A 19,310-nucleotide genomic window follows, 5' to 3' on the forward strand; every position below is an offset into this window, starting at 1 on the left:
TTACTTTATTTGCGGCAGATATGATTTAATTGTTAAGAACCAATATCAGACCTTATAACGGATTAAATTGTATGGTAGTTTTGCAATTGGCAATACGCTTTATAGCATTATTTGCCATTAAAACAGCAGAAAAGTAAACAAAATAAACATGAAATTTCAGATAACATTATTTGCCGGTTGGATGCTGTCGATGGCTATGACAGATGCATTATGTCAGCAAACGGACAAGAAGCTTGATGCTGATTATAAACTGATTGCACACCGCGGCGGAGTTGTCGATAGTACATCAGCTGAAAACAGCCTTTCTGCTTTACGTGAAGCGGTGAAAAGAGGGTACTGGATGGCAGAAATAGATTTAAGACTAACCCGTTGGGTGTAATTAAGTGATTTGAATTTTGATGTTATTTGTGCTTCTATTCAGCACATATTTATTTATATATTGAATCGAAGTTAAAGCAGTAATTTTTGCAAGAATTCTTGTTCTAAAACCATCAAAACTTTTGGCGTAATTTCTTCTGATCATAAACTGATCACATAATTGGGAAAAAAGCGTTTCAATTCTTTTTCTGGTTCTTCTAAAAACATATGCCTGCTTTTTGTATTTTTTCTGATTACTTCTCATTGGCGTTTCCAAGCGAATATTAACTGATTCAAACAAGTCTAATTGCTGTTGATTTGATATGTATCCACGATCACCAAGTAGCACTGCATCAGATAATTGCGATTTAACATCTTTTAAATATGCTATGTCATGAACATTGGCTTTGGTAATGTCAATTGAGCTAAAAACGAGGTTTTTCTTACAAATGGGCGAAAAACGGCGTTAGTGAACTAATTATTTAGTTTTGGCTTTCTTAATGGCCGTAAACCATTATCACCAAGATCCAGATTTGTATTAAAGGAGTATTTCCCCAGCCGGTTAATATGCTCAAAGGGTGCCGGAGAGATAAATTCAAAGTCATTTTCATCGACTACTAATCCTTTCTGGTGTAGTTGTTTGATGATTTCCTGTTGATAAACTGTATTCCAGACCAGGATAATATTGGTCATCAGGTTCAGGCTTCTGACCACTTTTTGTTGTTGCTCTTCCTGTTTTTTGCGTATAATACCATCACTACCAAACCAAAGATAAAGCCGTAGGTTATGAAGCTGTTCCCCTTTGATGAGTTGTGTATTTATTTTTCTTCTTAACGGCATACTGAGCAGGTATTTAAGGATAAAGTTGGTTTTTATCAGCTGGCCATAAGCGTGTAAAACATACATCAGGTTATTTTGACGTGGGTAAGACTGGAGTTTTGAAATCAATAATGAAGCAGTCACTCGTCCCGACTTAATAGAGGCCGCCACTTTCAAAAGTTCATCAAAATGCTGTTTTAAATATTCCGGATTAACACGTCCCGTAAATTTCAAGGCAGGGTATTCCCACTCCTTATCTTTTATTTTACACAACCGCTGATCTTTTATGTCCCGGATCCTTGGACAAAAATCCATTCCCAATAAATCAAATAGTGCAAAGATCAAATCTGAATATCCTGCCGTATCCGTGGTGTGTTCGAGAATGGGCAAATCGGTTTCGTTACCAATTATTTCATCCAATACATAGGTGGCATCCCTTTCAGTTGACGAAATACTCCGGCTGCCATACTGGCTATACTGATCAGAAGTATGTGTATAAAAGGTGATCCCTTTACCATATCCAAAGTAATTGGGGAGTGCCTTCGCATTCCGGATTTTCCCACTTGTCGGGAAGCGCTGACCGTCTGAGGATGAAAGTGTCCCACCTCCCCAATAACCACTCAACCATTGTTGATAATGAAAGTTAACAAGAGTATCATTAGCCTTTTTAAGATTATCTTCTGACAGATAGTTATTGCTTGTCCACCAAACCGATTGGTAATCAAGTTCACAAGACCTGGCCAAATCCGACAAAGGGATATTGCAACCCGCGGCAAAAACAGCTGCATATAAAAGGGACTGGTGCTCCTGGTTGCGCGGTTCACTTTCCAATCCGTGAAGATGCTCTGAAAAATTTATCCATGAGTCTACTTCCTTAATCATATCTGTGATGTTGACTTTGGGGAGCCGTTGATTGATCTGCTCCCTGAGTGCTTTCGCCGAAAGGGGGATATCTTCTACAGGCAGCGCCGGCACTACCAGTATGCCTTCTTCCAGCCGTATCTCACCACCTGCGTTAAGCAGTTCATCCAGCGGTTTTAACAGCGATTCCAGTTCTTGTAAACGCTGATCGATACGTTCAGTGGCCAGATTAGGCATCGACATTTGACTGCAAAAATCCTGTCGTAGCAATTCCCATTGTTCATCTGAAAGGAGAAACGAATTGAAATCTGCGTATTTACGGGAGATATCAATAAATACATCTCCTGAACGGAGCCTGTCCCGTAAGTTAGCAAGCGCGCATAATTCGTAAGGTTGACGTTGGGGGAAAATTTCAGGCTGCTGCTGATCATTTTCAAAAATCAGCTTATTCCAGGATGGTGTTATAAAATCGACCGGTGCATCATCAGGCAGTTTTCTTCGTTTGCCGGTTTGTATATCGATCAGTATCTCAAGTACTGCCTTAAACCCATCTTTGGAATGGGCAATTTGAAAATCGATGGTTTTCAAAAGATTGGGCGTAAATTGCTTTAAATGGGCATAATAGTTATTAAGGTAAAACAAATAAGTCTGTCTGACAGGGCGAAGGGCTGAGCTTGTTATAAGTAATGCCTCGCTGAGCATTTCCTTTGGATATATTTCAAAAATAAATGCCCGAAGCTCATCATCTGTAACGGTATCATTGATAATGATACTGACAGCCTGGGAGAGGGTTTTCATCGCCTCGTTCTGTGATTTGAACAAGGTCTGCTGGTACACATCCAGTTCTTTTTTCGAACCATTGACAATATGCTCCCAATAGTCATCAAACATTTCCAGTACTTTATCATTGGTATCCATTAGGCTTTCATACAGGAAGCAAATTAAAATCGGGTACCTGCGGGTAGCGTTCAGTCTCTGTAAATATTTATTAGAAACATTCCTGGCTATTTGGGCAAGCCTTTTTCTACAGTTCAGACTTATTACGGACAAGTCCCATCCATGGACGTTTAATGATTTTAAAAAGTTGATCTTTTCTAATGTCTGGTTAATTGCCCTAGGCGTATTACTGGTGGGAACCTGGCAAAGCCACCGGTGTAAGGTTATACCGCGGATACCATCCAGTTCTACTATTTGAGTGAGCCTGGTTTTCATATCTTCAGTCAAAAGCGGACTGAACCTTCTGTACGTTTCCTGATGCAACTGTTCATCCAGACCACCAACAATCCTTTCCAATGTCCCAATGGACGGCCTTAAAATTTTTCCTGTCCGAGTTTCAAACAAACTTGCCTGAGCAATATAGGTTCGTTGTCATGTTCCATCCCCTTATTGAGTAGCCACGGCGAAAGCCAGATTTCATCCAAAGGTTGCCACCTGCGAAACTTTAGATATTTTAAGACCATACCTAAATGCTCAGTTCTGGTCTTATCTCTTTGACCGTATATTGATATTAGTTTAACCCGTTGGGTGAAATAGAATAGACATAAAAAACAATAATGCATATTGGGTTAATATACTGGATTTCAGTACATTAAAGTCGCCAAACAAACACCAATATGCATGTCAAAAATAGTAAAAAATTATCATAGAATTCTTGAAACTATTGAGTCTTTGAACATTACTTTAACTGAACGCAAAGCAGGAAGGAAGCCAAAAATGACTGACTTGCAAGTAGTTGCACTAAGTTTGACAGCTGAATATATGTCAATCGATAGCGAAAATCTGCTTTTTCAATTGATTCCTTTGGATTCGATTGAAAATCTTTTGGAAAGAAGCCAATTTAACAAACGCCGCCGAAAATTATTGGAGTTTACTGAGCGATTACGAAAGGGTTTAAGCCATAATTTTATCGAATTTGAGGATTGCTTTATAATTGATTCAATGCCATTGGAAATTTGCAAAATAGCAAGACATAGAAGAGTTAAAATCTGTAAAGAAAATTTTGAAACTGCTCCTGAGAAGGGGTTTTGCGCATCTCAAAATACTTGGTTCTATGGATATAAACTGCACGCCGTATGTACAATGTCGGGCGTTTTTAGCTCAATTGACATTACCAAAGCCAATGTTCATGACATAGCATATTTAAAAGATGTTAAATCGCAATTATCTGATGCAGTGCTACTTGGTGATCGTGGATACATATCAAATCAACAGCAAGTAGACTTGTTTGAATCAGTTAATATTCGCTCGGAAACGCCAATGAGAAGTAATCAGAAAAAATACAAAAAGCAGGCATATGTTTTTAGAAGAACCAGAAAAAGAATTGAAACGCTTTTTTCCCAATTATGTGATCAGTTTATGATCAAAAGAAATTACGCCAAAAGTTTTGATGGTTTTAGAACAAGAATTCTTGCAAAAATTACTGCTTTAACTTCGATTCAATATATAAATAAATATGTGCTGAATAGAAGCACAAATAACATCAAAATTCAAATCACTTAATTACACCCAACGGGTTAGTTTAATATTGGAATTGCAACAATAATGAGGACAAAAAGTTAAGCCGCAATTTTCTGCATATTTAAAAGTTCTTCAAATTCTTTTGGTGACACATATCCTAAGGCAGAATGTTGTCTGGTTTTGTTGTACCATATCTCAATATACTCAAATACAACTATGGCGGCCTGCTGCTTATTTATAAACTTGTTTTGATAAACACATTCTACTTTCAATGTCTTAAAAAAGCTTTCTGCAACTGCATTATCCCAGCAGTTTCCTTTCCTGTCGCCGGGCGCCCCCGTCATACTTCTGGTAACAAGAGGATTTCTGTCCAATAAACTTTTAAATTCGTTGCAGGCATATTGAATGCCACGGTCAGAATGGAAAATTAATTTGGTTGTAATACTCCGATTTTTCTGAGCCATTTTCCATGCAGGTATCACTGTATCAACAGCTTTCATAGTTGAACTTAATGACCATCCAATTATTCTCCTGTCAGCTAAATCCAATATAATAGTGAGATATAACCAGCCTTGGGTCGTCTTTATGTACGTGATGTCTGATACCCAGGCGGTGGCTATTTTTTCTACCTTAAATTCTCTGTTTAGCTTATTTTCAACAACTGGATATTTGTGCTCAGAATCCGTTGTAACACGAAATTTTCTCTTAACAATACTTCTTATTTTAGCTTTCTTCATCAGCCTGGCAACCCTTGGACGGGACACTTTTACATCCAATTTTATCAGTTCGCGAGTGATTCTAGGGCTTCCGTAAGTTTGTTTACTTTTACTGTGAATAACTGTATGTCTTCAAACCAACTTGGACAAATGCTTAGAGAGTATTTTCCGCTTTATAAAACTATTAATTTTTGATTTAAATACTGATTTTTTCTTTGTTTCAAAGTTTGTTTTTTAATTTCCTCTCTTCTTTTTAAGATCGCATCACCTCTTCCAAAATAGACATCTGCGGGTGTGAGATTATTCAGGGACTCATGATAACGCTGGTTGTTATAGCGATCGACAAATTCACTTAGTGCCTCCCGCAGCTCATCCGGATGATAGAAATTGTTGAGCTTGACCATTCCATGGCGGCCACATTATTTCATCGTTCTGTGGTATCGCTCGATTTTGCCTTGCGTCTGAGGATGAGCCGGGCGACCATGAACTTGCTGCATTTTAACCGTGTTTTTCAGATAGTCACTCAGCTCGCCGGATATGTAACAAGCTCCGTTATCAGAGAGCAGTTTCGGCTTGGCTTTACTTTTAATCCTGGCCTTCTTTACTGCCTGATCAATGGTTCTTTTCACATCATCAGCCTTCATACTGCTGCACAGCTCCCAATGAATGATGTATCTGCTATAATCGTCCAGAACTGTACTCAGATAATAATATCCCCAGCCCACAATTTTGAAGTAAGTAAAATCGGTTTGCCACATTTGATGTACAAAAGACGTTTTGTCTTTAAATTCATCTGATGCGGAGATCAAAATATGGCTTGGAGCAGTGATCAGTCCCCGCTGCTTCAATATACGATAAACGCTTGATTCAGAAATAAATATCTGTTGTTCATCGGTGATGTAATGGGCTAGTTCACGGGCTGACAGGTCCACTTTGTTAAGTGCTACTTCAACAACCAGGTCCTTCTGCTGCTGGGGTATACTGTTCCATTGTCTTCCAGGAGCTTTTTCCTTATCCAAAAGCCCATCGTATCCTTGATCAAGATAGCTGTTGTACCATTTGTAAAACGTGCTTCTGGCTATCCCAAACTCTTGCAACGTCTTTTTTACACCTAGCTCTGAACGGGTCACAGTCTGGATGATTTCGTACTTCTCCGATGCAGATAATCTCATAAACTTTTTATATTTATGGGTTAGTCCAGCATGTTCAAACTTTTTTTACAATATCATACCTCAGGACCAGGTCGGCGACCATCTCCTTGAGCCGCGTATTTTCTTTGCGTAGTTCAGCTACTTCATCTGTGGTAGCCTCTCTTGTTACGTCTCCCTGGAGTCGCTTTTTGCCAGCTTCAAGAAATTCATTATCGCTTCGGCGGGCCGATCCATTTGTAGAATTGAGATTCGTTGATACTGTATTTTCGGCACAATTCAGCGATGGGTAATTCGGCCCGAAGGGCTTCCATCACAATCAGAATCTTTTGTTCTGCGGTGAAGATACGTCTGGTCTTAAGACGAATGTCTTTAATGTAATTTTCCGGAGTTGATTTTTTTGTGTTTCCCATAATATTAAAGTTAAGAACTCAGGGGGAAAACACTCTCTTAGTTTTTAGTTAAAATTGTCCACTTTTTGCTGACGATTTACAGACGATCTTAGGAAAAATATTCAAGAAAAGACGATGGTTGTGCTTGGTGAGCCAGGAATGGGTAAAAGCACTACTATGCAATATATGGCTTACAACGATGCGAAGGATCTGTTATCTACAAATTCTAATAACATTACCAGAATTCCGATATACCTTGAATTGAAATTATTTTCCAAGTCAGAGACCATAATCGAAGTTGCATCCCATAAGGTTGGAATAGAGGAAGAACGATTATTAGACTATTTTACAAAGGGCAAGATAACCCTTTTTTTAGACGGACTTAACGAGGTATTTATCGAGATTCGTAAAAGTATTCGGATTGAAATACAGAAACTTATTGCAAAATATCCTAAGTTGGCAATTATAGTTACTACACGACCACTCGCTTATGCCAACGAGTTCAAAGAAACACCAGTGTTTGTGCTTCAAAGAATGGAGGACGAGCAGGTGAAAGAATTTCTCTTGAAGAATTGTAGTCATGTGCCAACGCGTGCCTTAATTTTTAATGAAGTAACAGCAAATATTAGGCTGGGTAAAATTGTCAGAGTTCCCCTGCTACTTAAAATGTTAATAAATGTCGTGTTAAACAATAAAGGTATTATTCCAGCCAATAAGACGCTAATTATAAAACGATTTATTCAAAATTTATATGACCGTGAAACCAAAAAAATTACATCAGACATAGATTTTAGAATTATTCACAGATTGCTCTGTTTTGTGGGGTATAAAACCCGAAATATTAATGGCTCAAACGTTGGATGGAGAATGGAAGAGCTAGAGGCTATTATAGAACGAAGGATTGAAGGTTCAAGATTTAAGATAAATGCTTACGAATTTCTTGATTATGCCATGGACTTAAACATTATAGTTAATGATGAGAATAAGTACAGTTTCATTCATGAATTATATCAGGAATATTACGCATCAGAAGAAATGTTTAGAGAATCAGCGGTTATCAAATGAAAAGCGAATATTATTTGCAAAGGCATTGGGCGGAAACCGTTAGACTGTATACTGGTCTTCTAGATGAGCCTGATAGAAATGAATTTTTAAAAAATTTGGCTGATAAAGATGTTTTACTGGCATGTGAATGTAGGGCTACATTTTTTACCGATGATCCGTTTCTCGATGAATATTTAACAAGAATTGCTGTGGTGGAAGCAGTTAAATTCGAGAAAGCAAAATCATCTGCAAATGGACTTTTGGCATTGGCGGAGTTGAACCAATTTGACGAAATTTCAAAAATTTTCCAATCAATTCCAGTAGGATCAGATAGTTATAGCCATAACCAAGTAGTTGCAAATTACATAAAGAATGGAAATGAACTACAAATTATATCATTTTTAAATGTCCTTTCTCAAACTAATGTAGAGTTACTGGGTAAGGCTTTAGATATGGTGCTGGATCAAAAGATTTTCTTTTCGAACTATTCTTTACAGAAAGCCATAGAAATTGCTGGAAGATTGAAAACCGATAAAAATCTATTATTTGCAAAGGTTGTTTGTTTGTTTCAACTTAAGTCCCAAATTGATGACCCCAATGTGATTTTCCACGAATTTCTAAAACATAAGCAACTCAAATTTGCGGAGCGACTTATTTCATTAACGAGTGTTCAAGTCTCAGAGAGCATCGTAGAGTATCTGCCTAATTATATTAAAAACAATGGTCATAAGCAATTGATTAGCCAATTGCTTAACATATTTGCAAAACTAAAAATAAATCTTGATGATGAATATATTAGTATTTGTTTATCAAAGAGTTTAAATCCACTAATAAAATCTCTTTCGTTAACCTTTGGAAATGCTTCATATTTGTCTGAGGATTTAGCTGTTAAAATTTGCCTTGTGAATATAGATATTGGAATTGCAATAGTTAAGCGGACAAATGGTTAAGCCGCAATTTTCTGTTTGTTTAAAAGTTCTTCAAATTCTTTCGGTGAGACATATCCTAGAGCAGAATGAATCCTTTTTTTATTATACCAGGTTTCAATATACTCGAATACAATTACTGCCGCCTGCTGCTTATTGATAAAGGTATTTTGGTAAACACATTCTGCTTTTAAAGTCTTAAAAAAGCTCTCTGCAACCGCATTATCCCAGCAATTTCCCTTTCGACTCATGCTTCTAATAACAAGGGGGTTTTTATCCAGCAAGCTTTTAAATTCATTGCAAGCATATTGAATTCCCCGATCCGAGTGGAAAATTAATTCACTTGTAATACTTCTATTTTTACAAGCCATTTTCCATGCAGGTATCACAGTATCAATGGCTTTCATGGTTGAGCTAAGTGCCCATCCTACTATTTTCCTATCAGCTAAATCCAGTATCATGGTGAGATATAGCCAGCCTTGTGTCGTCTTAATATACGTTATATCAGATACCCACGCAGTGGCTATTTTATCCACTTTGAATTGCCTGTTAAGTTTATTTTCCACAACCGGATATTTATGCTCAGAATCCGTTGTGATGCGGAATTTTTTCTTAACAATGCTTCTTATTTTTGCTTTTTTCATCAGTCTGGCAACCCTCGGACGAGACACTTTTACATCCTGCTTAATCAACTCCCGAGTGACCCTGGGGCTTCCGTATGTTTGTTTACTTTTACTATGAATAACCCTGATTTTTTCAGTAAGAGCCTGGTTTTCAATGGCTGCATTTGATAATTCACTGCTCAACCAAGTATAAAACCTGCTTCTGCTTACCTTAAAAACCATGCACATTTTCTCAATGGGAAATATTTTCCGGTAATCCTTTATGAACCGGAATATTTGCCATCGCTCCTGGAGAAAATGCCGACAGCCTTTTTTAAGATATCTCGTTCAAGTTGTGTGTCACGAAGTTCTTTCCTTAGCCGGGCCAATTCCTGTTCCGTTTCGCTCAAAATCACCTTTCCGTTGCCAGGGAAGCTGCCATTTTGTTTCGCAGAAAGTTCTCTGCGCCAGCGGTATAGCATTGCCGGCGGAACATCTAATTCTTTTGCCAATGCACTAAGGTCTGTGCGGCTGTTGCTTAGTTCAACACTCATTAGTTTGAACTCCTTGTCAAATACTCTTCTTTCTCCAGACATAAGTGTTAAGTTATAAAAGTTTCCCTTAACTCAGTGTCCGCTTAAAGGTAGCAAGTCCAATATTGGTAATAAATCGTCGGTAGAATTTGCATTAAAAGTTATCGAAGACTATGGCTTAGCTCATAGAATTGGCATTGAGTCTCTGATAGACGCACTCATTGCCGATCCTAAATTTCAAAGAATGGAACTAGCATATAAGTTAGTATTCCAATATAACTTAGCGGGAAAATATAGTTATCAATTATTATTTAAATTATTAATAGGAAAGATTGAACCTCAAAGCTTTGCCTTAGCACGTAGAATTATTCTTGATCACTTCCCAGTAAAATTCCGTAACAGGACGCTCGAGTATCTCGCCAGTATTTGCCAGACTCATTCTGCTCTTTCCAGAGTATTGAAGGATATCGTTTTAAGAGATTTTAAACAATTTTCTTTTGAAGATTCAAATGTGTTAAAAAATTCTTTTTTAGGAATTGTTACCACTTATAATAAAGGGAACTATACAATTCGCTTTTCGGCAAGTAACGAAGCCGTAACAGTTAAAAAAGACTACAAGCATAATTATAAAATTGACTCCATTATACAATTTAGAATAACGGATCTTGGGCAAAAGGTATCCGAGTCCCGAATCGTAATTGAAAAAACTGAATTGTTTAGAAAGCTTTTCTGGAACTACTTTTTCGATCAGTTTTATATAGGCCAAATAGTCAAACTGCAAGTTTACGTAATAGAAAGAAGTAAGGTTATTTTGATAAATGGAGAAAGTGACGATCTTCAATTTATACTGCCAATTCGTGAGATTTCGTATATGTATATAAAAGATATTAAGGATTTTGTGACTATTGGACAAGTTTTGAATTTACGGATTATTAATTTTCATAGAGCGAACAGGCTAATATTTTGTTCTCAGAAAGAATTGCATCCAGATAAAAAAACAAGGAGTATTAAAAAGTAAGTACTATACTTAGGTTAGTCTCCATCTAGTAATGATCATAATTGAGAAAGATTAAATTTTAATGAAGTTTAAAGATTTAATTATTCTTGTTTTTACGGCTATAAGGAATCTTCTGTAATTAGATAATTGGTTTTGGTAGGATTTATTGCAGAATGGATTCACACCAAAATAGGGTTATATTATAAGATGGCATATAGTTTTTGATAGGCTATTGTAAAATTCTTAATCCATTCTTATGCCAAATCAGGTTAAAATAAAGTTGTGCTATGTGTGACAATTTAAATATTAATTGTAATTAGTAACTGCATTTGATTGGTAAAAAAATTAATTTTTCGCAGCATCCACAACGCTCCAGCTTAACTCCTGAGTACCTTTTGGAGCTATTACCCTAACGTCAAAATGTTTAAGTGATCCTGGTGGCAAAATCTCATAAACTGTAAATCGACTACTTCCCAACTGGGTTTTTGTCTTACTGAAGAAGTACACTTCAAAAACTACATCTTTATAAATTGCCGATACAGCACTGCTTATAAACGAACCTTGAATACGATACTTATTGGCAAACAACGTTTTTCGGTAAGTGCCGTCCGATTTGATAAATTTCTCTGGCGAATCAATTTCGTGATTCTCTGCTGTAACCAAGCTTTTATAATATTCAGGACTGGAGTTGGACTTCTCTTTGTTTAATAAATAAACAAATCCAATTACAACGAGCATTATTGCTATGCCAATAATTGTTGGTTTTAATCCAGGGTTTGTTTTGGTCTTAGTAGTTAAATAGGGCATTTTGTTGGAGGGATAAGTTTGTGACAATATATAATCACCTGTGCATATTAGCAAATCAAAGTTGCGAGTGAATATTAGAATGCGATTTTATTTGTTTCGTCGGTGCAAAATTTTTACTTCAAGGATTAAAGACAAAATTTTACTATTTTCAGGCTTATTGTTATTGTCATATCTCCTTTCGACTGTTGATTGACATGCTTGTATTAGTCTGTTGCTGAAATTCGCTCATTTTGCAACTTTTTGGAGTGCTTCAAATAGAGTCTTTTTTGGTACCAATTATTTTTAATACCGAAATAAATCTCTTTATAATGCTCCTAAAAAACGATCAACTTTTGACCCGATTGACAGTTCGTATTCAAAACTTAGGGCAGACAATAGGAAGTGGGGTCATCTGCTGTCAAAGCACTTTCCAAGAAAAGGTATATATTTTCACGGCAGCTCACTGCTTATACAGTGATAGTGATCAGTTTACAAAGCCTTTAGAATTTGTTGAGGTGCTTTTCTACAACCCACAAGAAGCAAGATACGTTGCGATTCAGCATACGCTTAACTTTAATTTAGTATCTCCAATAATTCAACAAGATGTGGCTGTTCTGATTTTTGATAGATCAACTGTTGAAGAAATTACTGGATTACTGCCATTAATACAAGTTGTTCAAGACAGACATAGCATTAACAACTTTGCTTGCAAAGGGTTTCCAAGTGCAGCAAATGGTAAGGAGCTCATATTGATAAAACCAGTTTGGTCTCAGCATTTAGCCATAGATAATAGATTTCAACTCCTTTTGACGCAGGACTTTAGCTCAGCGGAGTCTGCCAGGTTTGAAGTGGATGGTTATTCCGGAAGTGGCATATTCTTGGTTGAAGAAAATAATATTTACCTTTTCGGAATATTTACGAGGTTTTTAGATGCAGGAAAAATAATTTACGGACAATATATTGTTACTTTCAATGACTTACTTAGGGAAAACTTTTTGCCCACCTTACCAATAAATTCCTTTGGTGGTCATGGTTTGACGCTAGATTATTTTCAAAAAACGGCCAGTCAAGCAGTTAGAAATCTAGGCCCTAGATTCAGCGAGTATCTTAATTTCCAACTTCCAATTGCGCGGCAATTTAATGATCTTGCAAAAGATTCCTATTTCAAGTTGAAAATCACCCAGGTGGTCGATACTTATCTCACAGCGGATAGATTTGGAGCCCGTGGTAGCTCATATGTAAATGAAATAGTTGAGACATACGATACGTTACGGCAATACGTGTTGAGCTGGTTTAATGTATCCGTCCGGTGATACCCATATTTTAACAGATTCGCATAGTTCGTAATCTTGTTTCATGAAAAATGAGACAGAAAGAATGCGTGAGCTGTACGATCAGTGGCAGACGCAAGGGATAAGCAAACAGGCTTTTTGCAATCAGAATGGTATAGGATACCATAAATTCAATTACTGGGTTAAGAAATTCCGCCACAAGAATGTGGCCACCATGTCACCGCCCCGTGGGTTCAGTCAGATATCAGTTCCGCAACCAGAATTAATTACGCAAGACCAACAGGCGCTGGCAGCAATCACTTTTCCATCCGGAGTACGGATAGAGCTATTCGATTCTTTGGACGCATCATTTATCAGGAAGCTCATTCTTTAACATGTTAGCCTTATCTAATAGTTGCCGGTACTTCCTATACCGGAGCCCAACAGACATGCGCTATGTTATATACAGTTTGGCTGGCCTGGTCCGGAATGAATTGGGCTTTGATCCGGCGAGCGGAGACATTTTCGTTTTCTTAGGTAAACGACTTAATCAAATCCGGCTCTTGCAGTGGGATCGGGACGGGTTTGCGATGTATATCAAAAAGCTAGAACAGGGCACTTTTGAATGGCCACAGTCAGAAAATATAGCCATCACCAGCCATCAATTGACACTTCTTTTACAGGGTGTAATGCTGGATTCCGTCCGCCTCAGAAAACGTTATCAGCAGACAAATCAGGTCACAAAACAAGAAGGAAAATTAGCGCCAAAAGTGCCTTAATAACTTGTATAGGCTTGTTTTAAGCCGTATCTTCGAGTTATGGAAGACACGGCGACGGACTATAAATTACTTTATCAGCAGGCAATTGCTGCACATAAAAAGTCGCTGGAATTAATATCGGAAAAGGATGAGCAGATCCAGGCTCTGAACTTTGAGCTTGATAAATACAAGCGGTATATATTCGGCAAAAAGAATGAAAAACTGGCCAGTGTCCACACGGATGCAAACCAGATTGATCTCTTTGAACTGGGAACGGACCAGCAGCAACAAGAGGAACTTTCACAGCAAGTCGCTGACGTTGTAAAGGAAAAAACTCCTGCCAAAAAGCGTGAAAAAGGAACGGGGAGAATGCTGCTTCCTGAGAACCTGCGCCGTGAGATCATCATCATTGAACCTACCGAAGACGTTACCGGCTGTATTATAATCGGAGAAGAGGTCACTGAGGTATTGGACCTTATTCCTGCTGAATTTTTTGTGAAGCGTTACATCCGTTACAAATATGCCCGTGCAAATGGTGAGGGCATCATAACCGCATCACTTCCAGACCGTGTGATCGATAAGGGCATTCCTTCCGAAGCGGTCATTGCCCAAATGGTTGTTGATAAATATGTATTTGGTCTTCCACTTCACCGTCAAATCGATAAATACAGAAGATTGGGAGTGAATGTTCCAGCTTCCACCGCCTCTGATTGGATCATGAAAGGCTGGCAGCATCTCGCTCCTTTATGGGAGCTTTTAAAACTGCTCGTTCTCAATCAAAAGTATTTACAAGCCGACGAAACACCTCTCAAAGTGCTTGATAGAGATCACAAAAATGGGATCCATCAAGGCTTCATGTGGATATATAATGCCCCTTGCGACAAACTGACGCTGTTTGACTATCGGAAAGGCCGCGATCAAAGTGGGCCCAGGCAGATGCTGGAAGGGTATGCGGGTATCCTTCAGGTTGATGGGTACGCCGTCTATGAAAAGCTCTTTGGTAGCCATCCAGATATCCTGCTGGTCTACTGCATGGCCCATGCCCGCCGTAAATTTGTTGACGCTCTTAAATACGACGAACAGAAAGCTACCTATGTACTCGAACGCATGCAGCTACTTTATGTCCTCGAAAAGCAGATGCGAGAAGAAGGGGTGGATTGGGAGGAGAGAACCAAATTAAGGCAGAAAAAATCGGTTCCGGTTCTTTTGGAATTAAAGGAGTGGATGACAGAGCAGCTTCCGCTGGTAATCCCCAAAAGTCCTCTCGGTCAAGCCATAGCCTACACCTTACCCCGCTGGGAAGGACTGAGTGCGTATGCATTGCATGGGCAAATTGAGATCGATAATAATCTTGCGGAGAACGTAATCAGGCCCCTTGCAATTGGACGAAAATCATTTTTGTTCGCTGGTTCCCACCAGGCAGCTGAAATGACAGCAGCTATGTATTCCTTTATGGCAACATGCAAAAGGAATGGTGTTGATGAACAGGAGTGGCTCAAAGATGTCTTCGAAAGAATCCAGTCACACAAACAAAAGGATCTCTACCAGTTGCTTCCAAATAACTGGATTGAGTACAGAAATCAGACAGGTTGATCTACCTGTCAAAAAGCCAATCTACACAATGTGGGTTCGTCGGACGGATACTGTTTAATCATATAGATTGGAGTCCTGCCGGAACTATTGAAACAAGCTGTCTTTTCAAACAAGTTTCAGATTTTAATAACAAAGCTCATGAAAGACAAACGGAGCTTTACACAGAGGAAGAACATATTCTAAAAGCTGACAGTGGTAAAACTGAGTCATATAAATACTCAACTCCCTTACAGAATGAAATTCATTGGCTTCGAGAGATATGTGAAAACAATCAAACTTTAATTTTTAAACTTGGAGAAATAAATATAGAGTTAAGTAATAATCCGGTTTTGCTTTTAACTGGTGAGGCTGGAGCCGGTAAATCACATCTTCTGGGAGATATCGCCTTAAATCGCACAAGGGATCATGGGCAGCCGTTCATTTTATTACTTGGCCAAAATTTTAAACGAGAAAAATCAATATGGGAGAACATACTAGCCCTTCTTGACTTGTCCTGCACTTCTAGCGAATTTCTAGATACGTTAAACCAAATAGGCCAACAAATAAAGCAACGCGTTGTCATTGCAATTGATGCGATCAATGAAGGTCCAGGAAGAGAATTATGGCGGGAAAGCTTAGCTGGATTCATTTTTGATGTAAAACAATATAAGCATGTTGCTCTTGTCATCAGTATTCGCAATACATATTTGAATGAGATAATTCCGATTGACATACGCCAAGATCCTACTATAGTTAAGGTAACTCATGAGGGATTTCGAGGTAATGAATATTTTGCTTTACAAGCTTTTTGCAAGTATTATGGAATAAGCCAACCCAATTTTCCGCTCTTACTACCGGAGTATAGCAATCCACTGTTTCTAAACTTAATATGTCAGGGTATTGCAGTGTCCGAAAATAAGTCCTTTCCACAGGGTTATCACGGCATAAGTGAAATTTTTTCATTATATAAGAAAGCCATAACCATCAAACTTTCACAAAAGCGCGATGAATACAAACTTCGACTTACACTTTTTGATAAAGTTTTGGAGGAGTTTTCCAATGCTTCTTACAAACAAGAATTTCGGAAATTCCTGCCTTTGGAAGAGGCGGTAGCTCTTTTGAGCAACGGTTTAATAAGCTAGACAACTTATTATCTGATCTAATCGAAGAAGGAGTTTTTATTAGGCAAATTATAGAAAACTACAAGACAAATAAAAATGAAGAAGTAATCTATTTCGCATATGAAAGGCTTGGCGACTATTTTATGGCTGAAAAACTTTTGGCACCATATAGAAATACTAACGAAGTGAAGCATGCATGCCAGAGAGCTAACGTTTTAGGCAAATTGTTTGATGAGGTGTGCTAATTTTGCCGCACGGTTAATTGTATAAGAGTTTCAAAATTTCTTCGAAACGAAGGACAAACATTTGAATATCTGCCCCTTGCGTTAGGAAGCCGTGTAGATTTTTTGTCTAACTCAAATTTAGGGTGATTTATTTGATTGTCTTCGAAATTTCTCTTCGAATTCGGTCGGTATTTCATAATTGATACCTGAATGTCTCCGTTTCCGGTTGTAGTATATTTCGATGTACTCAAAAATCTCAGTGTATGCGTCATCAAAATTGAGAAACGTTCCTTTTTGTATCAATTCCGCTTTAAATCTACTAAACAGACTTTCGCCCATTGCGTTGTCATAATGGTTATTCTTTCTCGTCATACTTTGGCAGAACTTATGCTTTTTTATCAACTTTCTAAAATCTTCTGATGCATACTGTCCACCTCCGTCTGTATGTATAATTAATCCACTTTTCAGATTTCGTCTATCAATTGATTTCGTCAAAGCATTTATAACCAAGGAACTACGCATGTTGGCATCCAAATCCCAGCCAACAATCACTCTGCTAAACATATCTAGCCAGGTAGCAAGATAAAGAAAGGATCCATCTGCCAAAGGGATATAAGTAATATCGCCTACAAATACTTCGTTGGGCTGTATTGGCGGTGCTCTATCAAGTAATAAATTGGCATTGCGTCCGAAATTATGGTTTGAGTCGGTCGTTTTTGGAACAAAGCTCTTGGGCTGAATGGCCTTTAAATTTTGTATTCTCATCAACGTCTGTGTTTGATGTCGTCCAATTTTCAGACCTCTGGATTGCAATTCTTTACTTATTCTTATGGCTCCGTAACGGCAGCGATGCTCATCAAAGACCACTTTTACCTGCTCTGCTAAATCCTTTTTTGCATTTCTGAGCACGTATGTTTCTGATCGTTTCCAAGCATAAAACACCCCAAAGCCAATGTTCAGAACAGAACAAAGCACTCGAATTGGGTACTCAGACGACAATGCTTCGATTACTTCGTAGGATTTTGTTATGTCCCCCGGCCAAAAATAACGAGCGCTTTTTTTAAAATATCCCTCTCTGTCTCAAGTTGCCGAATTTGTTTGCGAAGTTGATCTAATTCAGAGTTTACAGACTTTTCCTCAGGATTTTCCTGGGTTCTTGATTCAGCTTTCCACCTGTACACCAGGTTCTCGCCTAATCCCATCGTCCGAGCAACTTCAGGCACACTGCGGCCAGAATTGATCATCTTTAAAATCTCCTGCTTGTAATTTTCATCGTATTTACGACGTTTTCGGCTGGCCGTTTTCTTTTCCATTGCACACAAAATTAAGAGAATTTAGTGTGCGGTTTTATTAGACAGTCTCATGATGAATGGCAGTGGCGAAACAGAGGAATATTTGAATGTTTCGCTGTCTTGCTTCCGGAACGATTCAATATTGAAATAGTAGAGGCCTATGACTGGGTTTTTGCTGAGGTTGACACCTTGGACGGTAATTACGATAATCAATTAAACTATTGGCTAATCGAGGGCTTTAAATGGAGGAGTATAGAAAGTTTTAATAATGAAAAACTTAACATATGGCTGAATAAGTCAGGCAAATTTAACTTGAACCATGACCAATGGTTGTTTTACCTTTTTGAACTAACCGGCATTAAAAATCACCCGTTTAATAGCGATCGTTTGTTCCGCATTCTGTCGCGTGTGACAATGGCTGAAAGAGACGGATTTTTTCAATCACACATGCGTGGGTATAGCGGATATGATGACAACGGAGTCGCACAACCAATAACAAGATTAATTGACTGGGCTTGGCAGGATGGCATTTCGAAACTCACGGATTCAGAATCAGCAAGGCTTTGTGGTCAAACGCTTTGCTGGTTATTATCTTCCACTAATCGTGAACTACGGGACCAGGTCACAAAGGCCCTTGTAAATCTTCTTCAACATCAGGTAGATGCATTGCTTAAGCTAATAACTACATTTTGTGATAATGATGATTTTTACATACAAGAAAGATTGTATGCAGTAGTGTATGGCTGTGCGTTGCGTACATCAATGGAGAATTTGTCACAAGTTGCACAGTCTGTATATGATAAGGTATTTAAGGATGGAAATCCGCCAGAGCATATTTTGCTTAGAGACTACGCACGCAACACTATTGAATATGCACTTTTTCGTGGAGTGCAACTGGACGTTAATGTTATCCTGATTCGTCCGCCCTACCAGAGTAAATTACCAATTATATTTCCAACAAGTGATGAGGTAGAACTTAAATATGAAAAGAATCATAATGATCCTGATTATAGACAAACATACAGTGATACATCTAATCAAATTCTGCATTCCGTGCTTGAAGGAGACTTTTCAAGATATACCATTTCTTCCAAATTATCTAATTTTATTCCGTTGAAATTTTCATTCAATGCTGAATTAGAAAGGTTCAAATCCGGTTTGCTAAGAGGGGGGAAATCGCTACTTATTAAGGTTAAGCAATTTTTTGAATATCATGTGAAACCAGATAAAGAACGAAAGAGAGTTTATGATGGATTCAAATCAAATCAAGTTTCTGAATTCTGGGCATCAATGGATTACTATTTCAAGTATTTTGAAGAGAAATTAAGAAGCATCTTAACTGAGGAACAGCGCCTTTTTTTGACAAAGAGATCCTGCCATTTTGGAGAACGGAATTTGAATTAAAACAAGGGGAAGATTTAATTTTAAATGCTG

18 protein-coding genes and 2 pseudogenes are annotated in these 19,310 nt (G+C 38.0%); 11 read left to right on the plus strand and 9 right to left on the minus strand.

All coding sequences use genetic code 11. The annotated features are described in order from the left end of the window. Positions 1–148: 148 nt before the first annotated feature. Entirely contained in the window at positions 149–379 is a 231-nt protein-coding gene (locus KZC02_RS30115; RefSeq protein ID WP_221392053.1) for a hypothetical protein, read from the plus strand. Here the strand turns inward: KZC02_RS30115 and KZC02_RS30120 are convergent. The 3 genes and pseudogenes from KZC02_RS30120 to KZC02_RS33515 form a co-directional block, all read right to left on the minus strand. Further along, a pseudogene (locus tag KZC02_RS30120) lies at positions 380–790 on the minus strand (transposase); the annotation flags it as partial. A 41-nt stretch (positions 791–831) separates the two neighbouring features. After that, entirely contained in the window at positions 832–3,393 is a 2,562-nt protein-coding gene (locus KZC02_RS30125; RefSeq protein ID WP_304488631.1) for a Tn3 family transposase, read from the minus strand. Then, entirely contained in the window at positions 3,348–3,596 is a 249-nt protein-coding gene (locus KZC02_RS33515) for a DUF4158 domain-containing protein (RefSeq protein WP_221392055.1), read from the minus strand. Before KZC02_RS33515 ends, KZC02_RS30125 begins: the two co-directional genes overlap by 46 nt. A gap of 154 nt (positions 3,597–3,750) precedes the next feature. Between KZC02_RS33515 and KZC02_RS30135 the strand changes: the two genes are divergently transcribed. Further along, positions 3,751–4,536, plus strand: a complete 786-nt coding sequence (locus KZC02_RS30135) for an IS982 family transposase (RefSeq protein WP_221395238.1) — start codon at positions 3,751–3,753, stop codon at positions 4,534–4,536. 56 nt (positions 4,537–4,592) lie between these two features. On the opposite strand, the gene KZC02_RS30140 is transcribed toward KZC02_RS30135, so the two are convergent. Both KZC02_RS30140 and KZC02_RS30145 read right to left on the minus strand, forming a co-directional pair. Continuing rightward, positions 4,593–5,330, minus strand: coding sequence for an IS3 family transposase (locus tag KZC02_RS30140; protein ID WP_221395239.1), 738 nt, complete (start codon positions 5,328–5,330; stop codon positions 4,593–4,595). Between the two features lie 53 nt (positions 5,331–5,383). Then, a pseudogene (locus KZC02_RS30145) lies at positions 5,384–6,771 on the minus strand (IS3 family transposase). Between the two features lie 114 nt (positions 6,772–6,885). On the opposite strand from KZC02_RS30145, the gene KZC02_RS30150 reads away from it, so the two are divergent. Then, a complete protein-coding gene (locus KZC02_RS30150) occupies positions 6,886–7,815 on the plus strand; it encodes an NACHT domain-containing NTPase (protein WP_221392056.1) in 930 nt (309 codons plus the stop codon). Then, a complete protein-coding gene (locus tag KZC02_RS30155) occupies positions 7,812–8,744 on the plus strand; it encodes a hypothetical protein (protein ID WP_221392057.1) in 933 nt (310 codons plus the stop codon). The genes KZC02_RS30150 and KZC02_RS30155 overlap by 4 nt, the downstream gene beginning before the upstream one ends. Here the strand turns inward: KZC02_RS30155 and KZC02_RS30160 are convergent. Next, positions 8,741–9,918, minus strand: a protein-coding gene (locus tag KZC02_RS30160) for an IS3 family transposase (protein ID WP_221391970.1) whose coding sequence is annotated in 2 segments (ribosomal slippage) — positions 8,741–9,648 and positions 9,648–9,918 — 1,179 coding nt in all. Because the reading frame shifts where the segments join, the coding sequence is not laid out codon by codon here. The two genes, KZC02_RS30155 and KZC02_RS30160, sit on opposite strands and share 4 nt — an antisense overlap. Before the next feature lie 181 nt (positions 9,919–10,099). Between KZC02_RS30160 and KZC02_RS30165 the strand changes: the two genes are divergently transcribed. Next, complete coding sequence (locus KZC02_RS30165; protein WP_221392058.1) at positions 10,100–10,873, plus strand: hypothetical protein; 774 nt, start codon at positions 10,100–10,102, stop codon at positions 10,871–10,873. Positions 10,874–11,197: 324 nt separating this feature from the next. Here the strand turns inward: KZC02_RS30165 and KZC02_RS30170 are convergent, their stop codons facing one another. Continuing rightward, positions 11,198–11,659 (minus strand): hypothetical protein, encoded by a 462-nt coding sequence (locus KZC02_RS30170; RefSeq protein ID WP_221392059.1) that lies wholly within the window; start codon positions 11,657–11,659, stop codon positions 11,198–11,200. A 308-nt stretch (positions 11,660–11,967) separates the two neighbouring features. Between KZC02_RS30170 and KZC02_RS30175 the strand changes: the two genes are divergently transcribed. The 5 genes from KZC02_RS30175 to KZC02_RS30195 are packed head-to-tail and all read left to right on the plus strand — an operon-like array spanning position 11,968 to position 16,381. Beyond that, positions 11,968–12,951, plus strand: a complete 984-nt coding sequence (locus KZC02_RS30175; protein WP_221392060.1) for a hypothetical protein — start codon at positions 11,968–11,970, stop codon at positions 12,949–12,951. A gap of 43 nt (positions 12,952–12,994) precedes the next feature. Then, complete coding sequence (tnpA, locus tag KZC02_RS30180) at positions 12,995–13,303, plus strand: IS66 family insertion sequence element accessory protein TnpA (protein ID WP_221391982.1); 309 nt, start codon at positions 12,995–12,997, stop codon at positions 13,301–13,303. A 1-nt stretch (position 13,304) separates the two neighbouring features. Beyond that, complete coding sequence (tnpB, locus tag KZC02_RS30185) at positions 13,305–13,688, plus strand: IS66 family insertion sequence element accessory protein TnpB (protein ID WP_255637110.1); 384 nt, start codon at positions 13,305–13,307, stop codon at positions 13,686–13,688. A 39-nt stretch (positions 13,689–13,727) separates the two neighbouring features. Then, a complete protein-coding gene (gene tnpC, locus KZC02_RS30190) occupies positions 13,728–15,260 on the plus strand; it encodes an IS66 family transposase (RefSeq protein ID WP_221391984.1) in 1,533 nt (510 codons plus the stop codon). Further along, on the plus strand, positions 15,257–16,381 hold the full coding sequence (locus KZC02_RS30195; protein WP_221392061.1) for an ATP-binding protein: 1,125 nt from the start codon (positions 15,257–15,259) through the stop codon (positions 16,379–16,381). Before tnpC ends, KZC02_RS30195 begins: the two co-directional genes overlap by 4 nt. Positions 16,382–16,722: 341 nt before the next feature. On the opposite strand, the gene KZC02_RS30200 is transcribed toward KZC02_RS30195, so the two are convergent. Both KZC02_RS30200 and KZC02_RS30205 read right to left on the minus strand, forming a co-directional pair. After that, complete coding sequence (locus KZC02_RS30200; RefSeq protein ID WP_221395240.1) at positions 16,723–17,613, minus strand: IS3 family transposase; 891 nt, start codon at positions 17,611–17,613, stop codon at positions 16,723–16,725. Continuing rightward, positions 17,610–17,897: a transposase gene (locus KZC02_RS30205; protein WP_221392062.1), complete on the minus strand. Its 288-nt coding sequence runs from the start codon at positions 17,895–17,897 to the stop codon at positions 17,610–17,612. The genes KZC02_RS30200 and KZC02_RS30205 overlap by 4 nt, the downstream gene beginning before the upstream one ends. 99 nt (positions 17,898–17,996) lie before the next feature. On the opposite strand from KZC02_RS30205, the gene KZC02_RS30210 reads away from it, so the two are divergent. Continuing rightward, a complete protein-coding gene (locus tag KZC02_RS30210; RefSeq protein ID WP_221392063.1) occupies positions 17,997–19,280 on the plus strand; it encodes a hypothetical protein in 1,284 nt (427 codons plus the stop codon). The last annotated feature ends 30 nt before the right edge of the window (positions 19,281–19,310 follow it).

The sequence above is a fragment of the Dyadobacter sp. NIV53 genome, assembly GCF_019711195.1.
Taxonomy (GTDB): Bacteria; Bacteroidota; Bacteroidia; order Cytophagales; family Spirosomataceae; genus Dyadobacter.

Excerpts from the sequence above, each read along its gene's own strand:
- KZC02_RS30165 (WP_221392058.1), top strand. The coding sequence starts at position 10,100 with ATGGAACTAGCATATAAGTTAGTATTCCAATATAACTTAGCGGGAAAA.
- KZC02_RS30150 (WP_221392056.1), top strand. The coding sequence starts at position 6,886 with ATGGTTGTGCTTGGTGAGCCAGGAATGGGTAAAAGCACTACTATGCAA.
- KZC02_RS30205 (WP_221392062.1), bottom strand. The coding sequence starts at position 17,897 with ATGGAAAAGAAAACGGCCAGCCGAAAACGTCGTAAATACGATGAAAAT.
- tnpA (WP_221391982.1), top strand. The coding sequence starts at position 12,995 with ATGAAAAATGAGACAGAAAGAATGCGTGAGCTGTACGATCAGTGGCAG.
- KZC02_RS30135 (WP_221395238.1), top strand. The coding sequence starts at position 3,751 with ATGACTGACTTGCAAGTAGTTGCACTAAGTTTGACAGCTGAATATATG.
- KZC02_RS30175 (WP_221392060.1), top strand. The coding sequence starts at position 11,968 with ATGCTCCTAAAAAACGATCAACTTTTGACCCGATTGACAGTTCGTATT.
- KZC02_RS30170 (WP_221392059.1), bottom strand. The coding sequence starts at position 11,659 with ATGCCCTATTTAACTACTAAGACCAAAACAAACCCTGGATTAAAACCA.
- KZC02_RS30115 (WP_221392053.1), top strand. The coding sequence starts at position 149 with ATGAAATTTCAGATAACATTATTTGCCGGTTGGATGCTGTCGATGGCT.
- tnpC (WP_221391984.1), top strand. The coding sequence starts at position 13,728 with ATGGAAGACACGGCGACGGACTATAAATTACTTTATCAGCAGGCAATT.
- KZC02_RS33515 (WP_221392055.1), bottom strand. The coding sequence starts at position 3,596 with ATGCATTATTGTTTTTTATGTCTATTCTATTTCACCCAACGGGTTAAA.
- KZC02_RS30155 (WP_221392057.1), top strand. The coding sequence starts at position 7,812 with ATGAAAAGCGAATATTATTTGCAAAGGCATTGGGCGGAAACCGTTAGA.
- tnpB (WP_255637110.1), top strand. The coding sequence starts at position 13,305 with ATGTTAGCCTTATCTAATAGTTGCCGGTACTTCCTATACCGGAGCCCA.